We start from the raw sequence: 19637 nt of genomic DNA, 5'->3' as shown, positions 1-19637 counted from the left end.
GTGTGGATCCCGGCCAAAGCGCGCCGAATGACGGCGACGGTTTGTGCGCGGCCACTCACGGACGAGCGAGGGGCGCGCCCCATGGGGGGGGGGCGCGGAGGTGTAGCAAACCCGTGGCGGGGCCCCCGCCCCCTCTTCCGGAAACCCTGCCCGCTCATCTCCCGTAAACCCGTCCGACCGCTCAGCCGGAAACCACGCCAGCTCTACTCCCGGAAACCCCGCCAGCCGCACTACCGGAAACCCGGCCAGCTCTGCCCCGGGTACCCCGGCCGGCCGCACTGCCGGAGCGGCCGGGACCGCCGCCGGGAACTTGACCGACACCACCGCCGGAAACCCGGCCAGCTCCAGTGCCGGAAACTTGGCAGGCACCGCTACCGACGACCCGGCTGGCACGGCCTTCGGTAACCCGGCCAGCTCTGCTACCGGAAACCCGGACGGCCGCACTGCCGGGACCGCCACGGGCGGAGCCGGAATGGAACCCACCACACCGGCTCGGGAACCGAATTTGTTCCAGCCCTTCGGGCCGGAGGGCCCCACCATTCCCGCCAGGTTCCCGCCGCGCGGCCCGGCTCTCACTCCCGACAGCGAGGCGTCGCCACCGGCCGGGCAGTCCACCACCGTCATGCGGGCCGGAGCGGAGGAATCTGCGACGGGTCTGCCGCAGCGGCGTCCCGCCGGTCCCGCGAGCCCCGAAACCGCTGGTACACAACGCCGCTCGCAACCGGGCGAGGACGCCGGACGCCGTTCCCCCGCCACCGGGTTCCCGACCACGGGGACCCTGCGCATCATTCCACCCGCCGACCCGGACCGGGATCGCGACACCTCCGGAGACCTCCCGGTGATCCGCCCGACGGACCCGACGCAGGTGCGCCCGGGCGAGTTCGAATTCACCCCATTAGCGGGGAAATCCGCTCACCCCACGCCAGCCGACCCCGAACCCAGCGGCGAGTACATCGAGCCCGCGAGCGCCTACCCACTACACGAGACCGACGACTACGCCGGACCCGAACCCGACTACACCCGGCGCATCGACACTCACACCGGACCTGGCAACGCTTACGCTCGGCCCGACGACGCCCACGCCGGACCTGGCAACGCTTACGCTCGGCCCGGCGAGGCCTACGCCGAATCCGACAACACCTATGCCCGGCTCGGCGAGGCCCATGCCGGACCCGACAACGCCTATGCCCGGCCCGACGACGGCCACGCCGAATCCGACAACACCTATGCCCGGTCCGACGAGGCCCACGCCGGGCCGGACGACCTCTACGCCCGGCCCGACGACCCCCATGCCGGACCCGACGACAACTACGTTCGATCCGACGACCATTACGCCCGGGCCGACGGCACCTACGCCGGACCCGAGACCGACTACACCCGGACCGAGACCGACTACCCCGGCACTGACGACACTTTCCCCCGCGGCAACGACCCATACGCCGAACGCGACGACGCATACACCCGACCCAGCGACGCCTACACCCGATCCAACGACGCCTACCCCGGATCCGAGGGCGACTACACCCGGACCGAAGCCGATTACCCCGGCCCCGATAGCACCTACCCCCGCGGCAACGACGCATACACCGACGACCCCTACGCCCCCACCGAGGCCAACTACGCCGGACCCGGCGACGACTACTCAGACCCCGGCGGCAACCACCCCCGCCCTGACGGCAACTACCCCCAACCCGACGCCTACGCACACTCCGCATACACCAGATCCGACGCGAATTACCGCCACCCCGACGACGACTACCGGCACCCCCAGGCCTACGGCGACGAGTACGAGGAATACGACTACGCCTTCGGCCCCCACTCCGACTACGACCGTGCCGCACCCGAGTACGACGACGGCTACGGCGGCTCCCGCAAGCGCTCCATCGTCCTGCCGATCGTGCTCTGCGTGCTGGCGGTGGCCTTCGCGGCGGTGGCGGCGACCGTCGGCTGGAGGTTCGTGAGCAAGCCGGGCAGTTCCGCCCCGTCGGTGGCCTCGGGCCCGGCCGACTCGAATGTCCCTGTCTCCCAACCGCCTCCGCAGACCGCCCCGAGCAGCGGCACGTCCACCACGACCACCACCGCGGCCGTGCCCGCCGGCGCCACCGAGTGCCAGGGCGCTACCCGCTCGCAGGGCAAGTACGCGAAATCGGCGACGGGCACGTCGGTCACGTCGTGCGCGTTCGCCGAGGCGGTCCGCGCGGCCTACGCCGCGGAGGCGGAATCCGGTTCCGGCACACCGACCTCCGTGGTCGCGGTCAGTCCGGTCACCGGCCGGTCGTACACGATGAACTGCTCACCGTCGGGCCGGGTTATCACCTGTACCGGTGGCGAGAACGCGGTGGTGTATGTCTACTGAGGTGAAGTGTTTCCGGCGCAAAGGGTTTCGGTGGGCGCTGCTGGCGGTGTCGACGGCGACGATCTCGGCGTGCACGGCGCACGCCGGTGCGCCGATTCCGGTGGACGAGGAGCCGGTCGTGATCGCGGCCCCGACCGTGAACGAGGCGGCGCAGCAGCCCGCACCGCATCGCATCGGTGACGACCGCGCCGTCCCGAACTCGCTGGCCAACGAATTCGCCGCGCTCCAGGCCGAATTGCCGGGCACCATGGGCTTGGCCGTGATGCCGGTCGGTGGCGACCGCGTCATCACCCTCGGCAACTGGACCACCGGCATCGCCTGGTCGACCATCAAGGTCCCGCTGGCGCTGGCGGCATTGCGCAATGATCCGGACGGCATGTTCGACACCGCGTCGGCGGCGATCACCGCGTCGGACAACGAAGCGGCCCAGCAACTCTGGGACGCCATCGGCGGCGGCGATCGAGCGGCCGAAGCGGTAGAAGCCGTACTGCGCGAATCCGGGGACACCACAACCGATGTCGCCGATCGGCACAATCCGGAGGCGCGCGAGACGGTCGACGACCCGCTGGCCTTCGGCGCGACCGTGTGGACGCTGCTCAACCAGGTCCGCTTCGCCAGCCGCCTGCCGTGCCTGCACCAGGCGGCGCGGGTGGTGGACCTGATGGGTGAGATCACCTCGAGCCAGTCCTGGGGCCTGGGCGCGTTCGTCGGCGCCGAGTACAAAGGCGGCTGGGGACCTGACGACGAGACCGGCGCGTACCTGGTCCGCCAGTTCGGCCTCGTCCCCACCTGGTCCGGGCAGTTGGCGGTGGCCTTTGCCGCACAGCCGGATTCGGGCACGTTCGAGGACGGCACCGCGATGCTCGACAAGATGGCCGCCTTGCTGGCCAAACACATCCGCGAACTGGGCGGCGGCGAATGCCGGAAGTGAGCGGGCCCGCCGTCGCATATGCGACACCGTGAGTTGCGGCATTTGACCGCTGCGCCCGGAAAGCACACAATGCCTCGACTGACGGGTGTCCGGGTGGCGGGCCGCCCCGTGATGGTGGAGGTGAACCGGTGGACGCAGCACACAGGCGTCCGGACGGCCGTTCCGGTCGGGCCGAAAAATGCCCACTGCCAGGCATTTTCGGTGCAGGGACGACGAGCACCGGGCGAATATCACCGCGCGCCGGGGGAATTCGCCGACGACTGACCGCGGTGCTGTGCGGCGCGCTGATCCTGGGCGCCGCCGCCTGCTCCTCCCCGACCGATACCGACCCGCTCACCACGGCAACGCGCCCCGCCAACGCCACTATCGGCGCGATGGTGGCGCTGCCCGGCACGCTGGCCGCCGACTTCAAGGACCTCCAGCCGGCGCTGGGCGGCCACGCCGGTATCGCCCTGATGCCGGTGGGCGGTGAGCGGATGACGTCCATGGGCGACTGGACCTCGGGTCCGGCCTGGTCGACGATGAAAGTGCCGCTGACACTGGCGGTGCTGCGCACCAACGGCAACACCGGCACTTATCAGATGTCCGCGGCCATCACCGAATCCGACAACAGCGCCGCCGACGGCCTGTGGCAGTCGCTCGGCGCGCCGGACAAGGCGGCGCAGGCCGTGGAGGCGGTGCTGCGCGAGGGCGGCGACACCACCACCGAGGTGCCCTCGACGCGCAGCCGCGCGGAGTACTCCGCCTTCGGGCAGGCCGAGTGGTCACTGGCCGACCAGGTGCGATTCGCCTCCCGGCTCCCCTGCCTGCCCGACGCCGAGACCGTCGTCGGCCTGATGGGCAAGGTGGTGTGGGGCCAGCAGTGGGGCATCGGTCGCCTGGACAACGCCGAGTACAAGGGCGGCTGGGGTCCGGATGCGAGCGGCAGCTACCTGGTCCGCCAGTTCGGGTTGGTGACGACGCCGTCCGGGCAGATGGCGATCGCCTTTGCGGCGCAAGCCAATTCGGGCGGATTCGAGGACGGCACGCAGATCCTGAACAAGCTGGGCGCGCTGGTCGGCAAGCATCTCGGTGAACTGCCCGCCGGGCAGTGCCCCGCCGGGCGCTGAGCACTGTAACCGAGGGTTCACGGGGCCGGGGCTGCGCTGCCGCGGTGCGCCCGGCAAGATAGCGGGCATGCGCATCGGAGTCTTGACCGGAGGCGGGGACTGCCCAGGCTTGAACGCGGTCATCCGGGCAGTCGTTCGCACCGCGAACGGCCGCTACGGCGACGCGATCGTCGGTTTTCAGGACGGTTGGCGCGGCCTACTCGAGGATCGCAAGATCCAGATCCAGAACGACGACCGCACCGACCGGCTGCTCACCAAGGGCGGCACCATGCTCGGCACCGCGCGCACCAATCCCGACGTGTTGCGCGCCGGCCTCGGCCGGGTCAAACAGACCCTCGACGACAACGGCATCGAGGCTCTCATCCCGATCGGCGGCGAGGGCACGCTGACCGCCGCCAGCTGGCTCGCCGACGAAGGCGTCCCGGTGGTGGGCGTGCCCAAGACCATCGACAACGACATCGACTGCACCGACACCACGTTCGGTCACGACACCGCGATCACCATCGCCACCGACGCCATCGACCGGCTGCACACCACCGCCGAATCGCATCAGCGCGTGATGCTGGTGGAGGTGATGGGCCGGCACGCCGGATGGATCGCGATGAACTCCGGCATCGCCTCCGGAGCGCATCTCACGCTGGTCCCCGAGGTGCCCTTCGACGTGGACGAGGTGTGCACCATGATCAAACGCCGCTTCCAGCGCGGGGATTCGCATTTCATCTGCGTGGTGGCCGAGGGCGCCAAGCCGACGGAGGGTTCGTTCCACCTGCGCGAGGGCGGCGTCGACGAGTACGGCCACGAGCGCTTCACCGGAGTCGCGCACCAGCTGGGCGTCGAGATCGAGCGCCGCATCGGCAAGGAGGTGCGCACCACCGTGCTCGGGCACGTGCAGCGCGGCGGCAAACCGACCGCGTTCGACCGGGTGCTGGCGACCCGGTTCGGCGTGCACGCCACCGAGGCCGTGCACGACGGGCAGTTCGGGCAGATGGTGGCGCTGCAGGGCACCCAGATCGAACTGGTGCCGCTGGCGGAGGCGACCAAGCAGCTGAAGCTGGTACCGGCGGACCGGCACGAGGAAGCGGCGGCGTTCTTCGGCTGAGCGTCGACTCCGGGTAACCCGGTACCGCTCACGCGGTGCCGCGAACCTGGATACGCTTACCCGGATTGGATCCCCACCCGGCCTTTCCGCGAAGAACGCTGGTAGCCACCATGATGTTCCTCTTCGACTGCACTGTAGATCCCGGTCCGCTGTCACCCGATCAAGCGCACGAGGCGATGCAGATCCACATGTGCTGCACCGTCGACGACTGCCGGGTGCGCAGGCGTGCCAGGCAGATCCTCGTCGATGGCGGGCACATGATCCTCGACGAACGTGCGACCCCCTGAAGCGAGCGCTACTCGAAGTCGGCGACGTGGTCGGCCGCCCACTGGGCGAATGTGCGTGCGGGCCTTCCGGTGACGGATTCGGAGGTGGGGCCGACCGGCGCGGGTGCGTCGCCGACCTCGGCCCACAGGTCGAGCACCGGCTTGTAGAGGAACTCGGCCGCCTGCTCGTAGCTGACCTGCTCGAGCCGCAGCGGCCGACCGAGCGCGGCGCTCAAGATCCCGACCATGCGGCGCAGCGACAGCGATTCCGGGCCGGTCAGCGGATAGATCTTGCCCTCGTGTCCGGGTTCGGTGAGCGCGGTGACCGCCGCGTCGGCGAGGTCGGCCTCGTGGATGGAGTTCTGCTGGACCTCCGGAAAGGGCAGCCGCACAACGCTTTCGGACTTGATCGAGGGCGCCCACCAGCGCCAGTTGGTGGCGAAGGCGCCGGGACGCAGGATGGTCAGCGGCAGTCCGGCGTCCTGGAGGGGGCGCTCGGCCGCGAGGTGACGATCGCCGATCGGGTTACCGGGCTCGGTCGCGGCGATCGAGGACAGCAGCGTGATGCGTTGCACACCACTGTCTTTCGCGGCGCGGGCGAATTCCTCGAGCCCTCGGTCGGCGGCGTACAGGAATACCCGGTCCACCCCGTCGAGGGCGGCGGCGGGGTCGGCCGGATCGAACCCGACCACCTCCACCCCGGGCGGCAGCGATGTGTCGCCGGGCTGGGAACTGGCCGCGCGCACCGATTCTCCGGCGGCGAGCAGTTTCTCGATGACGGTGCGGCCGACACTGCCGCGGGCGCCCGTGACGAGGATACTCATCGTTGTTCTCTTTCTTCGGTTTTCGGTGCTGCGAGGTGAGCGAGGATGCGGCGCAGCTGTTCCGCGTAGCGCTGCTCGAATTCCGGTGTCTGCGGGTCGATCCCGAACAGATCGGCGACCATCCCGGGCAGTAGCACCGGGGCCATGACCATGCCCTGCAGCGCCAAATGGAAAGCGGCGGGGTCGATGTCGGCGGCGATCTCACCGCGCCGCTGACGGCGTTCGGTGTCGGCGATATCGTCCTGCGCCACCGAGGGCGGGGGCGGCGCCTGATCGGACAGCCCGCGCCACATCAGCAGCCGGACGCCGCGCGGGTCCGCGAGCAGTTGCCCCAGATACCGGACGGCCAGCTCGCCGATGGGCAGCTCGGGATCGGCGAAGTCGGCCTCGCGGTCCAGCCACTGCTGTTGCAGCGCCTGGTACAGCCCGGCCTTGCCGCCGAAGTAGTAGGTGATCAGCTGCTTGTTGACACCGGCGCGGTCGGCGATCGCACTCACTCGCGCCCCGGCGAAGCCGCGCGCCGAGAACTCGTCGAACGCGGCGTCGAGCAGGCAGCGCCGGGTGCGGTCGGCGTCGCGCCGACGGGCGGCGGGGTCGGGGGTCCGATGCGCTGGCACTCGGGCAGCGTAGCAAGTAATTTTACATTTGGGTAATTGAGTTAGACATGTGGATGATTACCGGTGATGGGTTCGGGTGCCTCGGATCACCTGAGCGGCAGGGACTTCCACCAGTCGGTGAAGGCGGGGGCGGACAGGCCGCGTGGCGTCGACGGCCAGTAGTCGTCGCTGCAGAACAACAGGTAGTGCGAGCGCTCGGGGTCGTTCTCGAAGGAGGTCGTGACGTAGTAGGTGGTGCGCGGCTGGTCTTCGGGGGTGTTCCAGCGGTGGTTGGTGTACTGGCTGCCGCTGTTCTGCTCCACCAGTTTTCGGTTGGGGGGCAGGCGCGCGAGGACGGTGTACGCATCCGCGGGCGACCCGTAGGCGAGCAGCGCGTAGTCCGGCTGCTCCTCGTCGCCCGCCCAGCAGTCCCACGCGGCGATCCAGTTGCCCAGCAGCGGTTGGCCCTCGTTGTGCTGGACCAGCGGGTTCCCGGCTCTCGTCGCGTAACACACCTTGCCGCCGAAGCCGACGCCGTTACCGGCGCTGTCGCCGGGCGGAAGATCGGGAACCAGTCGCGGGAAAGCGGCATGCATCGCCTGCAGACCCTGCACCGGGTCGGACACCCGCGGGGGCGTGGTGGTGTCGAAACCGTCTATCTCCGAATCGTCGTCACCGGAGGCGACGACACCGATGACGACCGCCAGCACCGCGACGAGCAGCACCACCACGAGAATGAGCCAGCCCATCACGCCGGACGAGCGCCGGGACGGCGGATAGGGCGCCGGTCGCGGCACATACCCCGGTGCCGCCGGTGCCGCGCTCGGCGGCGGCGGAGCCGGAGGACCGGGCGGCACCGCGGCGGCGACAGCGGCCGGGCCCGCCGCCACGGCACCCGTATTGATCGGCGCACCCACCGGCACGACGGCCGGATACGCCTGCGGGACCGGCGGATTCGCCACCACCGCGGGCGGCACCCCCACGACGGGGAGCTGGCCCGTCGTCGGCCCGACGGGCACGGGAGCGGTCAGCGCGTGCCGGGCGGCGGCCGCGAATTCCGAACAGCTGGCGAATCTTTCGCGCGGCCGCTTGGCCATCGCCTTGGCGATCACCACGTCCATGGCCGGCGACAACCCGACGCGGCGCACGCTGGCGGGCGGCACCGGCAGCTGCAAATGCCCGTGGATCACCTCGCCTGGGTCCTCGGAATCGAAGGGCCCGGTCGCGGTGAGCAGCCAGTACAGCGCGCAGGCCAGGGAGTACTGGTCCGATCCGTGATCCAGCTCGGCGCCGGTCATCTGCTCCGGTGACGCGTAGGCGAGGGTGGCGGTGAACATCCCGGCCTGGGTGAGATGCTGGGAATCCTCCCGCAGCCGCGCGATGCCGAAGTCGGTGAGGAACACTCGCTCACCCTTGCCGCCGACGGAGCGGGCCAGCATGATGTTGGCGGGCTTCACGTCCCGGTGCAGGACGCCGTTGCCGTGCGCGTAGTCCAGCGCGGCCGCGACGCCCTCGATGATCTGCACCGCGCGCTCCGGCGGAAGCGAATGCGGGTGCACCGTCGCCGCGTCCACGCCGTCGACGTACTGCATGCTGATCCACAGCTGCTCGTCCTCGACGCCGCGGTCGTAGACGGCGACGATGTTCGGGTGGTCCAGCTGCGCGGCCAGGTCGGCCTCGCGCTCGAACCGCGCGCGAATCTCGGCGTCGGCGAACAGTTCCCGATTCAGCAGCTTCAGGGCCGTGAGGCGCTGCAGGCGCGGGTGGCGCGCGAGGTACACCGACCCCATCCCGCCCTGCCCGAGGAGACGCTCGATGGAGAACCCGGCGAACACGTCACCGCTGCTGAACACCTGGCGATCCCCTTCCTGCGAGGTACGAGCCGGGATCCTACCTGCCCCGTCAGCCGGGCGTGACCAGGCCGGATTCGTAGGCCAGCACCACCGCCTGCGCGCGGTCGCGCAGCTCCAGCTTCGAGAACACCTTGGAGACATGGGTTTTCACGGTCTGCTCGGCGACGAACAGGGCCTCGGCGATCTCGGTGTTGGACATGCCCTTCGCGATGAGTTCCAGCACCTCGCGCTCGCGCGGGGTGAGGGCGTCCAGCGCGGGCGTCGGCTTGGGCCGAGCCCGGCGGCGGGTGACATCGGCGATGAGCCGCCGGGTCACCGTCGGCGCCAGCAGCGCCTGCCCGTCCGCGACCACCCGCACCGCGCGCACCAGTTCCTCGGCGGGCGCGTCCTTGAGCAGGAATCCGCTGGCGCCCAGGCTCAGTGCCTCGTAGACGTAGTCGTCGATGTCGAAGGTTGTCAGCATCAGCACCCGGACGGGAGGATCGAAGTTCGCGGCCAGGATCGCCCGTGCGGCGTCGAGGCCGTTCATCTCCGGCATGCGCACGTCCATCAGCACGACATCGGGGCGCAGCCGCTTGGCCTCGTCGACGGCGGCCTTGCCGTTCGCCGCGTCCCCTATGACGCTGATGTCGGACTGGGCGGCGAGCAGGGCACCGAAGCCCTGCCGCACCATCGCCTGATCGTCGGCGATCAACACGGTAATCGGCACGGAACGGACCTCAGCTGAATCGGGCGATCGGCAGCGACCCGGCGGCCTGGCACATGCGGCGGGCCGCCATTCCGATCGCCGGAAGATAGGTGAACATCGCCACGAGTTTCGCACGCGGCGGACCGAACCGCCGCACCGGCAGGAGCGGGCGGACCTCAGGACCGATCGGTCGGTGTGGTGAAAGGACTGAGCGCTTGGTGCGCGGACGTTCCCAACGCCGGTGCGGGGGACGGGGCGATGGCGCTCTCCGCGCCGAACGGGAGTACCGCTCGCACCTCGAACCCGCCGTCCGGGCGCGGCCCCGCGGTCAGCACGCCGCCGATCGCCTCGGCGCGGGCCTGCATGCCCGCGATGCCGGTGCCGGAGGTGCCGCTCGCCGCGCTCGTCCCCGGCGCGTTGCCGACGACGATCTCCGCGACCCCCGGGCCGACCGTGATCGCGACGCGCACGACGGCGCCCGCGGCGTGACGCGAGGCATTGGACACCGACTCCTGCACGATCCGATAGAGTGCCAGCCCGGCGGTGTCGGGGATGGTCGCCAGTTCGCCGTCGATGGCCCATTCGATCGACACACCCGCCCGGCGGGCGCCGTCCAGCACGGTCAGCACGTCCGCGGCCGCGGGTTGCGGCGCGTGCTCGGGCAGCTGCCCGTCGCTGCGCAGCACGCCGAGCATGCTGCGGATCTCGTTGAGCGCCTCGCGCGCGGAAGCGCCGATGGATTCGAACTCCACCTGCGCCGCGGGCGACACGTCGGTGACCCGGTACGGCGCCGTCTGTGCCTGCACCACCACCATCGACATGTGGTGGGCGACCACGTCGTGCAGGTCGCGTGCGATGCGCGCCTTCTCCTCCAGGATCGCCCGGCGAGCGCGTTCGAGTTCGTTCTCCTCCTCCTGCCGCACCAGCGCCCGGCGCGACAGGGCCAGCCAGCGCACCAGCAGACCGAACACCACCAGCCCCGACATCGCGATGGGCCACCCGAACGCCGCGTCGCCGGTGCGGGCCATGCTGGTCGCGAACAGTAGCGACGAGAACAGCCACGCCACCGCGACGATCTGCATCTGCGCCCGCACCGCCACCGCGAACAGCAGCGTGAACAACACCAGGATGTGCACGACCTGGAACGGCAGCGTATTGCCCGGCTGGTTGGGGATGGCCAGCGCGATCACCAGCGCGGAACCCGCGGAGATCGCCCAGCCGAGCGCCGGATTCACGCGCACGAGCGCGAACGGCACGGCCGCCAGCCCCGCGATGAACGGCTGCGCCGCCGCCGGCACCTGATGGGTGAGATGCAGCGTCGGCCACGCCACGGCGAACAGGATCGCGGTGACCAACGCGGTGAACCCGTCGAAGGCGAGTCGCAACCGTCGGGGGTCGCGTGCCGTTCCAGTCACAAGCCGCGCCGTCCGCGCCATCCGAGCCATGCCTATGACAGTAGAAATCCGCTCGACCTGCGTCGTCATACCCCCGGGTGAATTCGCACCCCCTACCCCGGTACGAGCCGCCCGCGGCCCTCCCCCACGGCTGCGGCCGCCGAATCTATCCCCGGCGTGAGGACGGGTGAGGCGCCTGTCCATAACCTAGGCTGTCATGAGCGATGCAACGCAGGACCACCCATCCCGCGCCGAGTCGATCGCCGGCTCGTCGAATGCGCGGGATGCGGGCACACCGCCCGGCAGATCCGGACGGCTACGGCGGCTGGCGGGAGCCGCGGGCGTGGTCGCGATGGTGGCGGGTTCGACCGTTGCGTTCGCCCCGGCGGCCGCCGCCGCCATCTCGCACCCCACCCCCGAGAGCGCGGCGGCACGGACAGCGGTGACCGAACTGACCAGCGACCGCCCCTGGGAGGCGGCGATCCCCGACGACTTCCCGGCACAGCGGGGCTACCGACCCGTGGTAGCGGAAGGCTTGCTGATCGACCCCAGTGGTGGCTGCTCCTCGCCGATCCCGCTGCCTCCGGATTTCGAGACGGCGTGCAAGGCCCACGACCTCGGCTACGACCTGCTCCGCTACGCCGAACAGGAGCGCCAGCCGCTCGGCCCGTGGGCCCGCCAGGCCGTCGACGCCGCCCTCGAACACCGCATGTACGCCGCCTGCGGCAACCATTCGGAGCCGCTCGACAGGACTCGGTGCGAGGTCCTCGCGGGCGTCGCCACCACCGCCGTGGATCTCAACTCGCGTCGCCAGAACTACGCGACGCCCGTGCCGGAGTACATGTTCGGCGCCGAACTGTCCGGCGCCGAGGTAGGTCACCAGGTGGTAGCTCCGGTGGCCGGGGGCGTCGTCGCCCTGCTCGCGCTGATCCTGGGCATCCGCAGACTGCGCCGTCGCGGCGTCACCGCGGCAGTACTGCTGCGCCGGAGGCCGCGGATTGCGTACTGACCGCGGGCACGTCCCGCACCGGGTGGCACCGACACACACGGCCGCATACACCCGTGAGCCCGGGCGGCTCGCGGCGGCCGATCATCCGGCCACATTCCGAGCGCCCGCACGGCCACTGCCGTGCCGGTGCGCCCGGTACCTGACCACCGACGGGTGGCACGGCGTCTTCGGCGTGCCCACCGTCCGCCCGGCGCATCGCGCCGACATCACCGATTCCACTGCAGCACTGAGGATTTCGCATGTCCACGATCGTTGCCAGACCAGAGGGCCGCCGGGTCCGGCTCGTGCCCCGCCCGCCCACGACCCACCGGGCATTCCGCCGTTTCCGCACTCCGCCCCGCATCGGGACCACACTGGCCGTGACCCTGGGTACCGCCGTCTCGCTGTCCCCCGGCCTGCTACCCCGCACCGCCACGGCCCAGGCGATCCTGACCGCCCTGCTGGTGACCATGCTGTTCGCAGCCGCCGGTGTGCTGCGCGCGCTCACGCGACGCCGCGGCTTCGACATCAACCGCGAACTCCGCGGCGCCCGGATGCCGGTGGCACTCACCGGCACGCTGGTGGTCATCGCGTGCCTCGTGCGAGCCCAGCAGTGGCAGAACGCATTACGGACCGCCATGGACGTACCGGCCATCTCCTTCGGGCACTGGTCCCGCTGCGCCGCCGGCGCCGCGCTGATCGTGCTGATCCTGGTCGGCACGGTGCGCGGCCTGCGCTGGTGCGCCGGGCGCATCGGCCGCCGCCGCAGCGCCGGGCTGGTTCTCGCCGCGGCGCTGGCCACCCAGTTCGTGCTGTTGCCGACCGCGCTGGACCGGAATCGCTCGGTCGCCGCCGCCGACACCGGCCCGGATTCGACCCTGACGCAACCCCTTTCGATGACCCGCTCGGGCAGCGCGGCGTCGGTGGTCGGCTGGGAGTCACTCGGCACGGAAGGCCGCAAATTCGTCGCCGGGACCGTCACCTCGCGCGCGGTGCGGGCCTACGTCGGCCTCGATTCCGCACCCGATCTCCAGTCCCGCGTGGCCCTGGCGATCCGCGAACTGGAACGGTCCGGCGGCTTCGAACGCGCCAATCTGGTCGTGACGGTGCCCACCGGATCGGGCTGGATCGACTCCCACGCCGCCGACGGCCTGGAGCGGCGATTCGGCGGCGATGTCGCACTGGTCGGTCTGCAGTACTCGGCCGCGCCGAGCTGGGCGACCTTCCTCTTCGGCCGCCGTTCCGCCGAGGACTCCGCCCGCGCCCTGTTCACCGCGGTCGAACGGCGGATCGCCGCGCTGGCGCACAAACCCCGCCTGTACGTCTACGGCCAGAGTCTCGGCGCCACCGCGGGCAGCGCGATCTTCGCGGACGAGGCCGACCAGCGGAGCCGGGTCTGCGCCGCGCTGTGGGCCGGACCGCCCGCCGGGCGCGTACACCGCGCCGGCGCGACGATTCTCGCCAACTCCTCCGACCCTGTGGTGCAATGGACACCCGAACTGCTCTGGCGCGCACCGGATCTCACCGGCACCCGGCCGGACGCGCCGCATCCGCGGTGGCTGCCGGTGCTCGGCTTCGTGCAGACCACGGCCGATCTGCTGACGGCCCTCGGCCCGCCGCCGGGCCACGGCCACCGCTACGGCACCGACCAGGGGACCGCCCTCGGGAGCTGCTGACGGCACCGGGCCGCCGGGGCCGGTGTGCACGGCACATAATATGTGTATCGCGCACATCATCGGCCCGGGCAAGGGTGCCCGTGCTATACCGGTCCCCGCGGACCGGCAGCGCGAACAGGCGGAAGGACGGCATGGACAAGCCCACGGACCTCGTCGAATTCGAGACCATGCTGCTCGGCCGGTACACCCTCAACCCGCGATACCGCCGCGACAACACCCGCCTGGAACGCAGCGCCTACCTGTTGCTGAGTCGCCTGGCCATCACCGGGCCGATGTCGATCGGTCAGCTCAGCGACGCCTTCGGCCTGGACGCGTCCACCCTCAACCGGCAGACCGCCGCGCTGGTGCGGGGCGGTCTGGTCGAGCGCATCCCCGATCCGGAGGGCGGCATGGCGCGCAAGTTCCGGATCACCGACAAGGGCGAGCAGAACCTCGCCGCCGAGCGGAAGGCCAACGTCGACGGCCTGGGGCGCGTGATGGAGGACTGGTCGGCCGACGACGTCGCCGCCTTCGCCGGGTACCTGCAACGGTTCAACACCGACATCGAACGCCTCGACGGCCGCCCCTGGCCGCGGCCCTGAGAACCGTTGCCGCGCTTACGCGATCGGTCCGCGCGCAGCCTCGTAGGCGGCGCCCACCCGGTACAGCCGATCGTCGGCGAGCGCGGGCGCCATGATCTGCAGGCCGACCGGCATGCCGTCATCGCGGCTCAGCCCCGACGGCACCGACATCCCGCAGTACCCGGCCAGGTTGGTCGGCAGCGTGCACAGGTCCGACAAATACATCGCCAGCGGGTCGTCCACCTTCTCGCCCAGCTTCCACGCGGTGAACGGACTTGTCGGCGACACCAGCACGTCGACCTGCTCGTACGCCTTGTCGAAATCCTGCGCGATCAGCGTGCGCACCTTCAGCGCCTGACCGTAGTAGGCGTCGTAGTACCCGGCCGACAGCGCGTAAGTGCCGATCATGATGCGGCGCTTGACCTCCGGGCCGAAACCGGCCTCACGGGTCGCGGCCATCACCTGCTCGGCGCTGTGCTGCCCGTCGTCGTCGACGCGCAGGCCGTAGCGCATGGCGTCGAACCGGGCCAGGTTGGACGACACCTCGCTGGGCAGGATCAGGTAGTAGGCGGGCAGCGCGTACTCGAAGTGCGGGCAGGACACCTCGATCACCTCGGCGCCCAGATCCTTCAGCACGGCCACGGCCGCGTCGAAGGAGGCGAGCACGCCCGGCTGGTAGCTGTCGGAGTGCAGTTCCTTCACCACACCGACCTTCACGCCGCTGAGATCGCCCCGCGCGCCCTGGCGCGCCGCCTCGACCACCGGGGCGACCGGGGCGTTGCGCGAGGTGGAATCCTTCGGGTCGTAGCCCGCGATCACCTCGTGCAGCAGCGCGGTGTCCAGCACCGTACGCCCGCACGGACCACCCTGGTCCAGCGACGAGGCGCAGGCCACCAGGCCGTACCGCGACACCGTCCCGTAGGTCGGCTTGGTGCCGACGGTGCCGGTCATCGAGGCGGGCTGACGGATCGAGCCGCCCGTGTCGGTGCCGATGGACAGCGGAGCCTCGTAGGCCGCCAGCGCCGTCGCCGATCCACCGCCGGAACCGCCCGGAATGCGCTGGGGATCCCAGGGATTCAGGGTCGGGCCGTAGGCCGAGTTCTCCGTGGACGAGCCCATCGCGAACTCGTCCATGTTGGTCTTGCCGAGAATCGGGATACCGGCCTCGCGCAGCTTGGCCGTCACGGTCGCGTCGTAGGGCGGGACCCAGCCCTCGAGGATCTTCGACCCGCAGGTGGTCGGCATGTCCGTGGTGGTGAAAACGTCCTTGAGCGCCAACGGAACTCCCGCCAGCGGCGAGGCCACGGACCCGGCGGCGATCGCGCGGTCCACCTCGGCGGCGGTCTGCCGGGCCTGCTCACCGGCCACGTGCAGGAACGCGTTGTACTCGCCGTCCACGTCCGCGATGCGCCGCAGATGCGCCTCGGTGACCTCGACGGAGGACACCTCGCGAGCGTGGATCCGCTCCGCCAGTTCGGCCGCGCTCAGCTTCGTCAGCTCGCTGTCGCTCATTCGCCCTCTCCCAGGATCTGCGGGACCATGAAGCGCTGTTCCTCGACCGCGGGCGCGCCCGACAGCGCCTGCTCCGGGGTGAGGCCGGGCACGACGGTGTCCGGGCGGGTCACGTTGGTGGTCGGGTTCGGCGAGGCGGTGGCCGGCACGTCGGCGGCGACTTCCGCGATGACCTGCACGTGGCTCAGGATCGAATCGAGCTGCCCGGCATACCGGTCGAGCTCCTCTTCGGTCAGGGCGAGCCGGGACAACCGGGCGAGGTGTGCGACCTCGTCGCGGGAGATGGCGGGCACCGCGGGACCCCTTTCGGCAGGTGGGAGGTGTTCTCCCGGGCACGGGTGCGTGCCGGGGATCTGTGCAGAGGCCACTCTACTGCTACTGAACTATGGTCTATGAACCGAACTCTGGTCTCCCGCCGATACCGCTGGCACGGAAGCGCCAACCGACCCACAATGGCAGTGGCATACATCACTCCGGCGACTTCGAGTCGGTGGCCGAGACCCGCGAGTGTAAGTATTGCGAGACGGGGGTATCCGTCCGAAAGTTTCGGTCGCACAGGAAAGGAAGGAACGCACGTGTCATTCCTGCTTCGCGTGCAACTTCCGGATCGCCCGGGAAGTCTCGGTTCACTCGCATTGGCACTGGGCTCCGTCGGCGCCGACATCCTCTCGCTGGATGTGGTCGAACGCGGCGCCGGCTACGCGATCGACGATCTCGTGGTGGAGGTTCCCTCGGGCGCGCTACCCGATACCTTGATCACCGCGGCCGAGTCCCTGGCCGATGTGCGGGTCGACTCGCTGCGGCCGTACTCCGGCATCCTCGACACCCATCGCGAGCTGGAGCTGATCGATCAGGTGGCCAGCGCCCGCGACGACCGATTACAGGTGCTCGTCGACGGGGTGCCCCGCGTACTGCGCGTCGGCTGGAGCACCGTGATCGACATGGGCCCGCAGGGCGCCTACCGGGTGGTGGGCAGCCAGAGCGCACCGCAGACCCAGGCGGTGACGGTGCCGTGGATGCCACTCGAGAAGCCCGCCGCCCTCGACGGCGAAGCCGACTGGGTGCCGCAGATCTGGAAGGACATGGACACCAAGCTCTCCGCGGCCCCGCTGGGCAACACCGGCAAGGTGCTGCTGCTCGGCCGGCCGGGCGGGCCGGAGTTCCGGCCGTCGGAGGTCGCGCGGCTGGGCTACCTCACCGGGATAATCGCCACCGTCCTCGGTTGAGCCTGAGTGCTGGGCCGATTCGGGCACTCACACCGCTAGCCGCATGACGGTCAGCGGGAGTCCGGTGGCGGTCCGCCAATTGCGTTCGGGGACACCGGCGAAGCCGAGCCGCTCGTAGATGCGGCGCGCGTCGGGCATCGACGGCATGGTGGTGAGCACGACCGCGGACAGTTCCTCGGCGCGTGCGATGTCGATGACGCGGTTCACCAGTGCGGTGCCGACACCCGCGCCGCGCGCCCGCTTGGCGACCGCGAGCATCCGGAACTCCAGTTCGCCCGGGCGGGCGATGTCGGCGTAGTCGGTCCCGTAGCGGGCGATGGTGAGCGAGCCGAGCACCTCGCCGTCGCGCACGGCCACCAGCACCTCGGCGGACACCGAGCGGGTCGCGGTGTCGAACAGCTCTGCGACGTAGGGGCTTTCGGCGTCCACGTGCCCCTCACCGACATAGACCTCGACGGTCAGCGCGCCCACGGTCGCGAACTCCTCGGTCCGCACCTTCCGGATCTCGACGTCGAAATCCACCATCACACAACACCTTTCGCTTGTCCTATCCGGCACGACCCGCCGCAGCATCCGGTGCGGATGCCGCTGCCCGCGCCGGGTCACTCCAGCGCGGGCGGACCGCCCTCGAGTAATCGGCGGAACGCGTCCTCGTCCAGGATGGGCACGCCGAGTTCCTCCGCCTTGGCCGCCTTCGAGCCCGGCGAATCACCGATCACGACGTATGCCGTCTTCTTCGACACCGAGCCCGCGGCCTTGCCGCCACGGACCAGGATGGCCTCCTTCGCCTCGTCGCGCGAGAGGCTCTGCAGGGAACCGGTGACCACGATCGACAGGCCCTCGAGGGTGCGCTCGATGGATTCGTCGCGCTCGTCGGCCATCCGCACCCCAGCGGCGTCCCACTTCGCCACGATGGCGCGGTGCCAGTCGACGGCGAACCATTCCTTCACCGCGACCGCGATGGTGGGGCCGACACCGTCGACCGCGGACAGCTCCTCCAGCGTCGCGTTCTCGATGCGCTCCATGCTGCCGAGTTCGGCCGCCAGCGCGCGGGCCGCGGTCGGGCCGACGTGCCGGATCGACAGGGCGACCAGCACCCGCCACAGCGGACGATCCTTGGCGCTGTCCAGATTCTGCAGCAAGCGCTTGCCGTTGGCCGACAGGCTGCCGTTCTTGTTGACGAAAAGCGTTGTGGTGAGCAGCTTTTCCTCGTCGAGATCGAACAGGTCGCCCTCGTCGGCGATGACGCCCGACTTCAGCAGGTCGACGGCCGCCTCGTACCCGAGCGCCTCGATGTCGAACGCGCCGCGCCCCGCGACGTGGAATACGCGCTCGCGCAACTGGGCCGGGCAATACCGCTGGTTGGGACAGCGGATATCGGCGTCGCTCTCCTTCTCCGGCGCCAGTTCGGTGCCACACTCCGGACAGTGCGTGGGCATCACGAATGCGCGCTCCGAGCCGTCGCGCACATCGGCCACCGGGCCCAGCACCTCGGGGATCACGTCGCCGGCCTTGCGGATGGTGACCGTGTCGCCGATCAGCACGCCCTTGCGCTGGACCTCGGCGGCGTTGTGCAGCGTGGCCATCGACACCGTCGACCCCGCCACGGTGACCGGCTCCATGACCGCGAACGGCGTCACCCGGCCCGTGCGGCCGACATTGACCTGGATATCGCGCAGCTTGGTGGTGACCTCCTCCGGCGGGTACTTGTAGGCGATCGCCCAGCGCGGGGCGCGGGAGGTGGAGCCGAGGCGGCGCTGCAGCACCATCTCGTCGACCTTGATCACCTGGCCGTCGATCTCGTGCTCGATGTCATGGCGATGCTCGCCCCAGTACCGGATGCGCTCGACCACCGCGTCGGCGCCCTGCACCCGGACCGTGTGCGACGACACCGGTAGGCCCCACGCCGCCAGCGCGCGATAGGCCTCGTACTGGGAGGCCGGGGTGAAACCGCGCATGCGGCCGAAACCGTGGCAGATCATCCGCAGCCGGCGCCGCGCCGTCACCGCCGGATCCTTCTGCCGCAGCGAACCGGCGGCGGTGTTGCGCGGATTGGCGTAGGGCGGTTTGCCTTCGGCGACGATCGCGGCGTTGAGGGTCTCGAAATCCTCCAGCCGGAAATAGACCTCGCCGCGCACCTCGAGCAGCGGCGGCACCGGGAATTCGTCGCTCGCGGCGAGCTGGACCGGGATGTCGTCGATGGTGCGGGCGTTGAGCGTGACGTCCTCACCGGTGCGGCCGTCGCCGCGGGTGGCCGCGCGGGTCAGCCGCCCGTCCTCGTAGACGAGGTTGAGCGCGACGCCGTCGATCTTCACCTCGCACACGTAGTGGATGTCGGGGCCGGTCTCCGCCTCCACCCGGCTCACCCACACCCGCATCTCCTCCTCGTCGAAGACGTTGTCCAGCGACAACATCCGCTCGAGGTGGTCGACCGCGGTGAACTCGGTGGCGAAGCCGCCGCCGCCCAGCGGGGTCGGCGAGTCGGGCGGGGGCAGGAGCGGGGGGGGCGCCACCCCCCCCCCCCCCCCCGCCCCCCCCCCCCCCCAAACCCCACCACGC

17 protein-coding genes and 1 pseudogene are annotated in these 19637 nt (G+C 70.5%); 9 read left to right on the top strand and 9 right to left on the bottom strand.

Translation table 11 applies throughout. The annotated features are described in order from the left end of the window. The first annotated feature begins 472 nt into the window (after positions 1-472). The 5 genes from QH470_RS29400 to QH470_RS29380 all read left to right on the top strand — a co-directional run bounded on the left by QH470_RS29400 (position 473) and on the right by QH470_RS29380 (position 5782). Positions 473-2356: a hypothetical protein gene (locus QH470_RS29400; RefSeq protein ID WP_280275612.1), complete on the top strand. Its 1884-nt coding sequence runs from the start codon at positions 473-475 to the stop codon at positions 2354-2356. Further along, on the top strand, positions 2346-3287 hold the full coding sequence (locus QH470_RS29395; protein WP_280275611.1) for a serine hydrolase: 942 nt from the start codon (positions 2346-2348) through the stop codon (positions 3285-3287). The genes QH470_RS29400 and QH470_RS29395 overlap by 11 nt, the downstream gene beginning before the upstream one ends. Positions 3288-3556: 269 nt before the next feature. After that, positions 3557-4396, top strand: coding sequence for a serine hydrolase (locus QH470_RS29390; protein ID WP_280275610.1), 840 nt, complete (start codon positions 3557-3559; stop codon positions 4394-4396). A gap of 67 nt (positions 4397-4463) precedes the next feature. Next, complete coding sequence (locus QH470_RS29385; protein WP_280275609.1) at positions 4464-5495, top strand: ATP-dependent 6-phosphofructokinase; 1032 nt, start codon at positions 4464-4466, stop codon at positions 5493-5495. A gap of 110 nt (positions 5496-5605) precedes the next feature. Next, complete coding sequence (locus QH470_RS29380) at positions 5606-5782, top strand: hypothetical protein (RefSeq protein ID WP_280275608.1); 177 nt, start codon at positions 5606-5608, stop codon at positions 5780-5782. 8 nt (positions 5783-5790) lie between these two features. Here QH470_RS29380 and QH470_RS29375 read toward each other — a convergent pair whose 3' ends face one another. From QH470_RS29375 to QH470_RS29355, 5 genes are all read right to left on the bottom strand, one after another. Beyond that, positions 5791-6585: an NAD(P)H-binding protein gene (locus QH470_RS29375; RefSeq protein WP_280275607.1), complete on the bottom strand. Its 795-nt coding sequence runs from the start codon at positions 6583-6585 to the stop codon at positions 5791-5793. Beyond that, positions 6582-7202: a TetR/AcrR family transcriptional regulator gene (locus QH470_RS29370; RefSeq protein WP_280275606.1), complete on the bottom strand. Its 621-nt coding sequence runs from the start codon at positions 7200-7202 to the stop codon at positions 6582-6584. Before QH470_RS29370 ends, QH470_RS29375 begins: the two co-directional genes overlap by 4 nt. An 86-nt stretch (positions 7203-7288) precedes the next feature. Then, a complete protein-coding gene (locus QH470_RS29365; protein WP_280275605.1) occupies positions 7289-9034 on the bottom strand; it encodes a serine/threonine-protein kinase in 1746 nt (581 codons plus the stop codon). A gap of 49 nt (positions 9035-9083) precedes the next feature. Beyond that, positions 9084-9743 (bottom strand): response regulator, encoded by a 660-nt coding sequence (locus tag QH470_RS29360; RefSeq protein WP_195102117.1) that lies wholly within the window; start codon positions 9741-9743, stop codon positions 9084-9086. Between the two features lie 155 nt (positions 9744-9898). Continuing rightward, complete coding sequence (locus QH470_RS29355) at positions 9899-11167, bottom strand: sensor histidine kinase (protein ID WP_425302810.1); 1269 nt, start codon at positions 11165-11167, stop codon at positions 9899-9901. Between the two features lie 166 nt (positions 11168-11333). Between QH470_RS29355 and QH470_RS29350 the strand changes: the two genes are divergently transcribed. The 3 genes from QH470_RS29350 to QH470_RS29340 all read left to right on the top strand — a co-directional run bounded on the left by QH470_RS29350 (position 11334) and on the right by QH470_RS29340 (position 14361). After that, a complete protein-coding gene (locus tag QH470_RS29350) occupies positions 11334-12125 on the top strand; it encodes a hypothetical protein (protein ID WP_280275603.1) in 792 nt (263 codons plus the stop codon). A 239-nt stretch (positions 12126-12364) separates the two neighbouring features. Further along, positions 12365-13780, top strand: a complete 1416-nt coding sequence (locus QH470_RS29345; RefSeq protein WP_280275602.1) for an alpha/beta-hydrolase family protein — start codon at positions 12365-12367, stop codon at positions 13778-13780. A gap of 131 nt (positions 13781-13911) precedes the next feature. After that, positions 13912-14361 (top strand): MarR family winged helix-turn-helix transcriptional regulator, encoded by a 450-nt coding sequence (locus tag QH470_RS29340; RefSeq protein WP_280275601.1) that lies wholly within the window; start codon positions 13912-13914, stop codon positions 14359-14361. Between the two features lie 15 nt (positions 14362-14376). Here QH470_RS29340 and gatA read toward each other — a convergent pair whose 3' ends face one another. Together gatA and gatC are read right to left on the bottom strand one after the other, a co-directional pair. Next, positions 14377-15852 carry an Asp-tRNA(Asn)/Glu-tRNA(Gln) amidotransferase subunit GatA gene (gene gatA / locus QH470_RS29335; protein WP_280275600.1) on the bottom strand — a complete coding sequence of 492 codons (1476 nt, stop codon included), beginning with the start codon at positions 15850-15852 and terminating at the stop codon, positions 14377-14379. Further along, positions 15849-16145: an Asp-tRNA(Asn)/Glu-tRNA(Gln) amidotransferase subunit GatC gene (gene gatC / locus QH470_RS29330; RefSeq protein WP_280275599.1), complete on the bottom strand. Its 297-nt coding sequence runs from the start codon at positions 16143-16145 to the stop codon at positions 15849-15851. Before gatC ends, gatA begins: the two co-directional genes overlap by 4 nt. Before the next feature lie 282 nt (positions 16146-16427). On the opposite strand from gatC, the gene QH470_RS29325 reads away from it, so the two are divergent. Further along, positions 16428-17078, top strand: coding sequence for an ACT domain-containing protein (locus QH470_RS29325; RefSeq protein ID WP_280275598.1), 651 nt, complete (start codon positions 16428-16430; stop codon positions 17076-17078). Between the two features lie 27 nt (positions 17079-17105). Here QH470_RS29325 and QH470_RS29320 read toward each other — a convergent pair whose 3' ends face one another. Beyond that, positions 17106-17603, bottom strand: coding sequence for a GNAT family N-acetyltransferase (locus tag QH470_RS29320; protein ID WP_280275597.1), 498 nt, complete (start codon positions 17601-17603; stop codon positions 17106-17108). A gap of 77 nt (positions 17604-17680) precedes the next feature. Continuing rightward, a pseudogene (ligA, locus tag QH470_RS29315) lies at positions 17681-19579 on the bottom strand (NAD-dependent DNA ligase LigA); the annotation flags it as partial. Between the last annotated feature and the right edge of the window lie 58 nt (positions 19580-19637).

This window comes from Nocardia wallacei (genome assembly GCF_029868745.1).
Classification (GTDB): domain Bacteria; phylum Actinomycetota; class Actinomycetes; order Mycobacteriales; family Mycobacteriaceae; genus Nocardia; species Nocardia wallacei_B.
The sequence above is the reverse complement of the archived record's forward strand: the minus strand, read 5'-3'. Positions and strand labels throughout refer to the sequence as shown.

Bases quoted from the DNA above. Each gene is read 5' to 3' on its own strand.
- QH470_RS29400 (WP_280275612.1), top strand. From the start codon at position 473: ATGGAACCCACCACACCGGCTCGGGAACCGAATTTGTTCCAGCCCTTC.
- QH470_RS29395 (WP_280275611.1), top strand. From the start codon at position 2,346: ATGTCTACTGAGGTGAAGTGTTTCCGGCGCAAAGGGTTTCGGTGGGCG.
- QH470_RS29385 (WP_280275609.1), top strand. From the start codon at position 4,464: ATGCGCATCGGAGTCTTGACCGGAGGCGGGGACTGCCCAGGCTTGAAC.
- QH470_RS29380 (WP_280275608.1), top strand. From the start codon at position 5,606: ATGATGTTCCTCTTCGACTGCACTGTAGATCCCGGTCCGCTGTCACCC.
- QH470_RS29375 (WP_280275607.1), bottom strand. From the start codon at position 6,585: ATGAGTATCCTCGTCACGGGCGCCCGCGGCAGTGTCGGCCGCACCGTC.
- QH470_RS29355 (WP_425302810.1), bottom strand. From the start codon at position 11,167: ATGGCTCGGATGGCGCGGACGGCGCGGCTTGTGACTGGAACGGCACGC.
- QH470_RS29350 (WP_280275603.1), top strand. From the start codon at position 11,334: ATGAGCGATGCAACGCAGGACCACCCATCCCGCGCCGAGTCGATCGCC.
- QH470_RS29345 (WP_280275602.1), top strand. From the start codon at position 12,365: ATGTCCACGATCGTTGCCAGACCAGAGGGCCGCCGGGTCCGGCTCGTG.
- QH470_RS29340 (WP_280275601.1), top strand. From the start codon at position 13,912: ATGGACAAGCCCACGGACCTCGTCGAATTCGAGACCATGCTGCTCGGC.
- gatA (WP_280275600.1), bottom strand. From the start codon at position 15,852: ATGAGCGACAGCGAGCTGACGAAGCTGAGCGCGGCCGAACTGGCGGAG.
- QH470_RS29320 (WP_280275597.1), bottom strand. From the start codon at position 17,603: ATGGTGGATTTCGACGTCGAGATCCGGAAGGTGCGGACCGAGGAGTTC.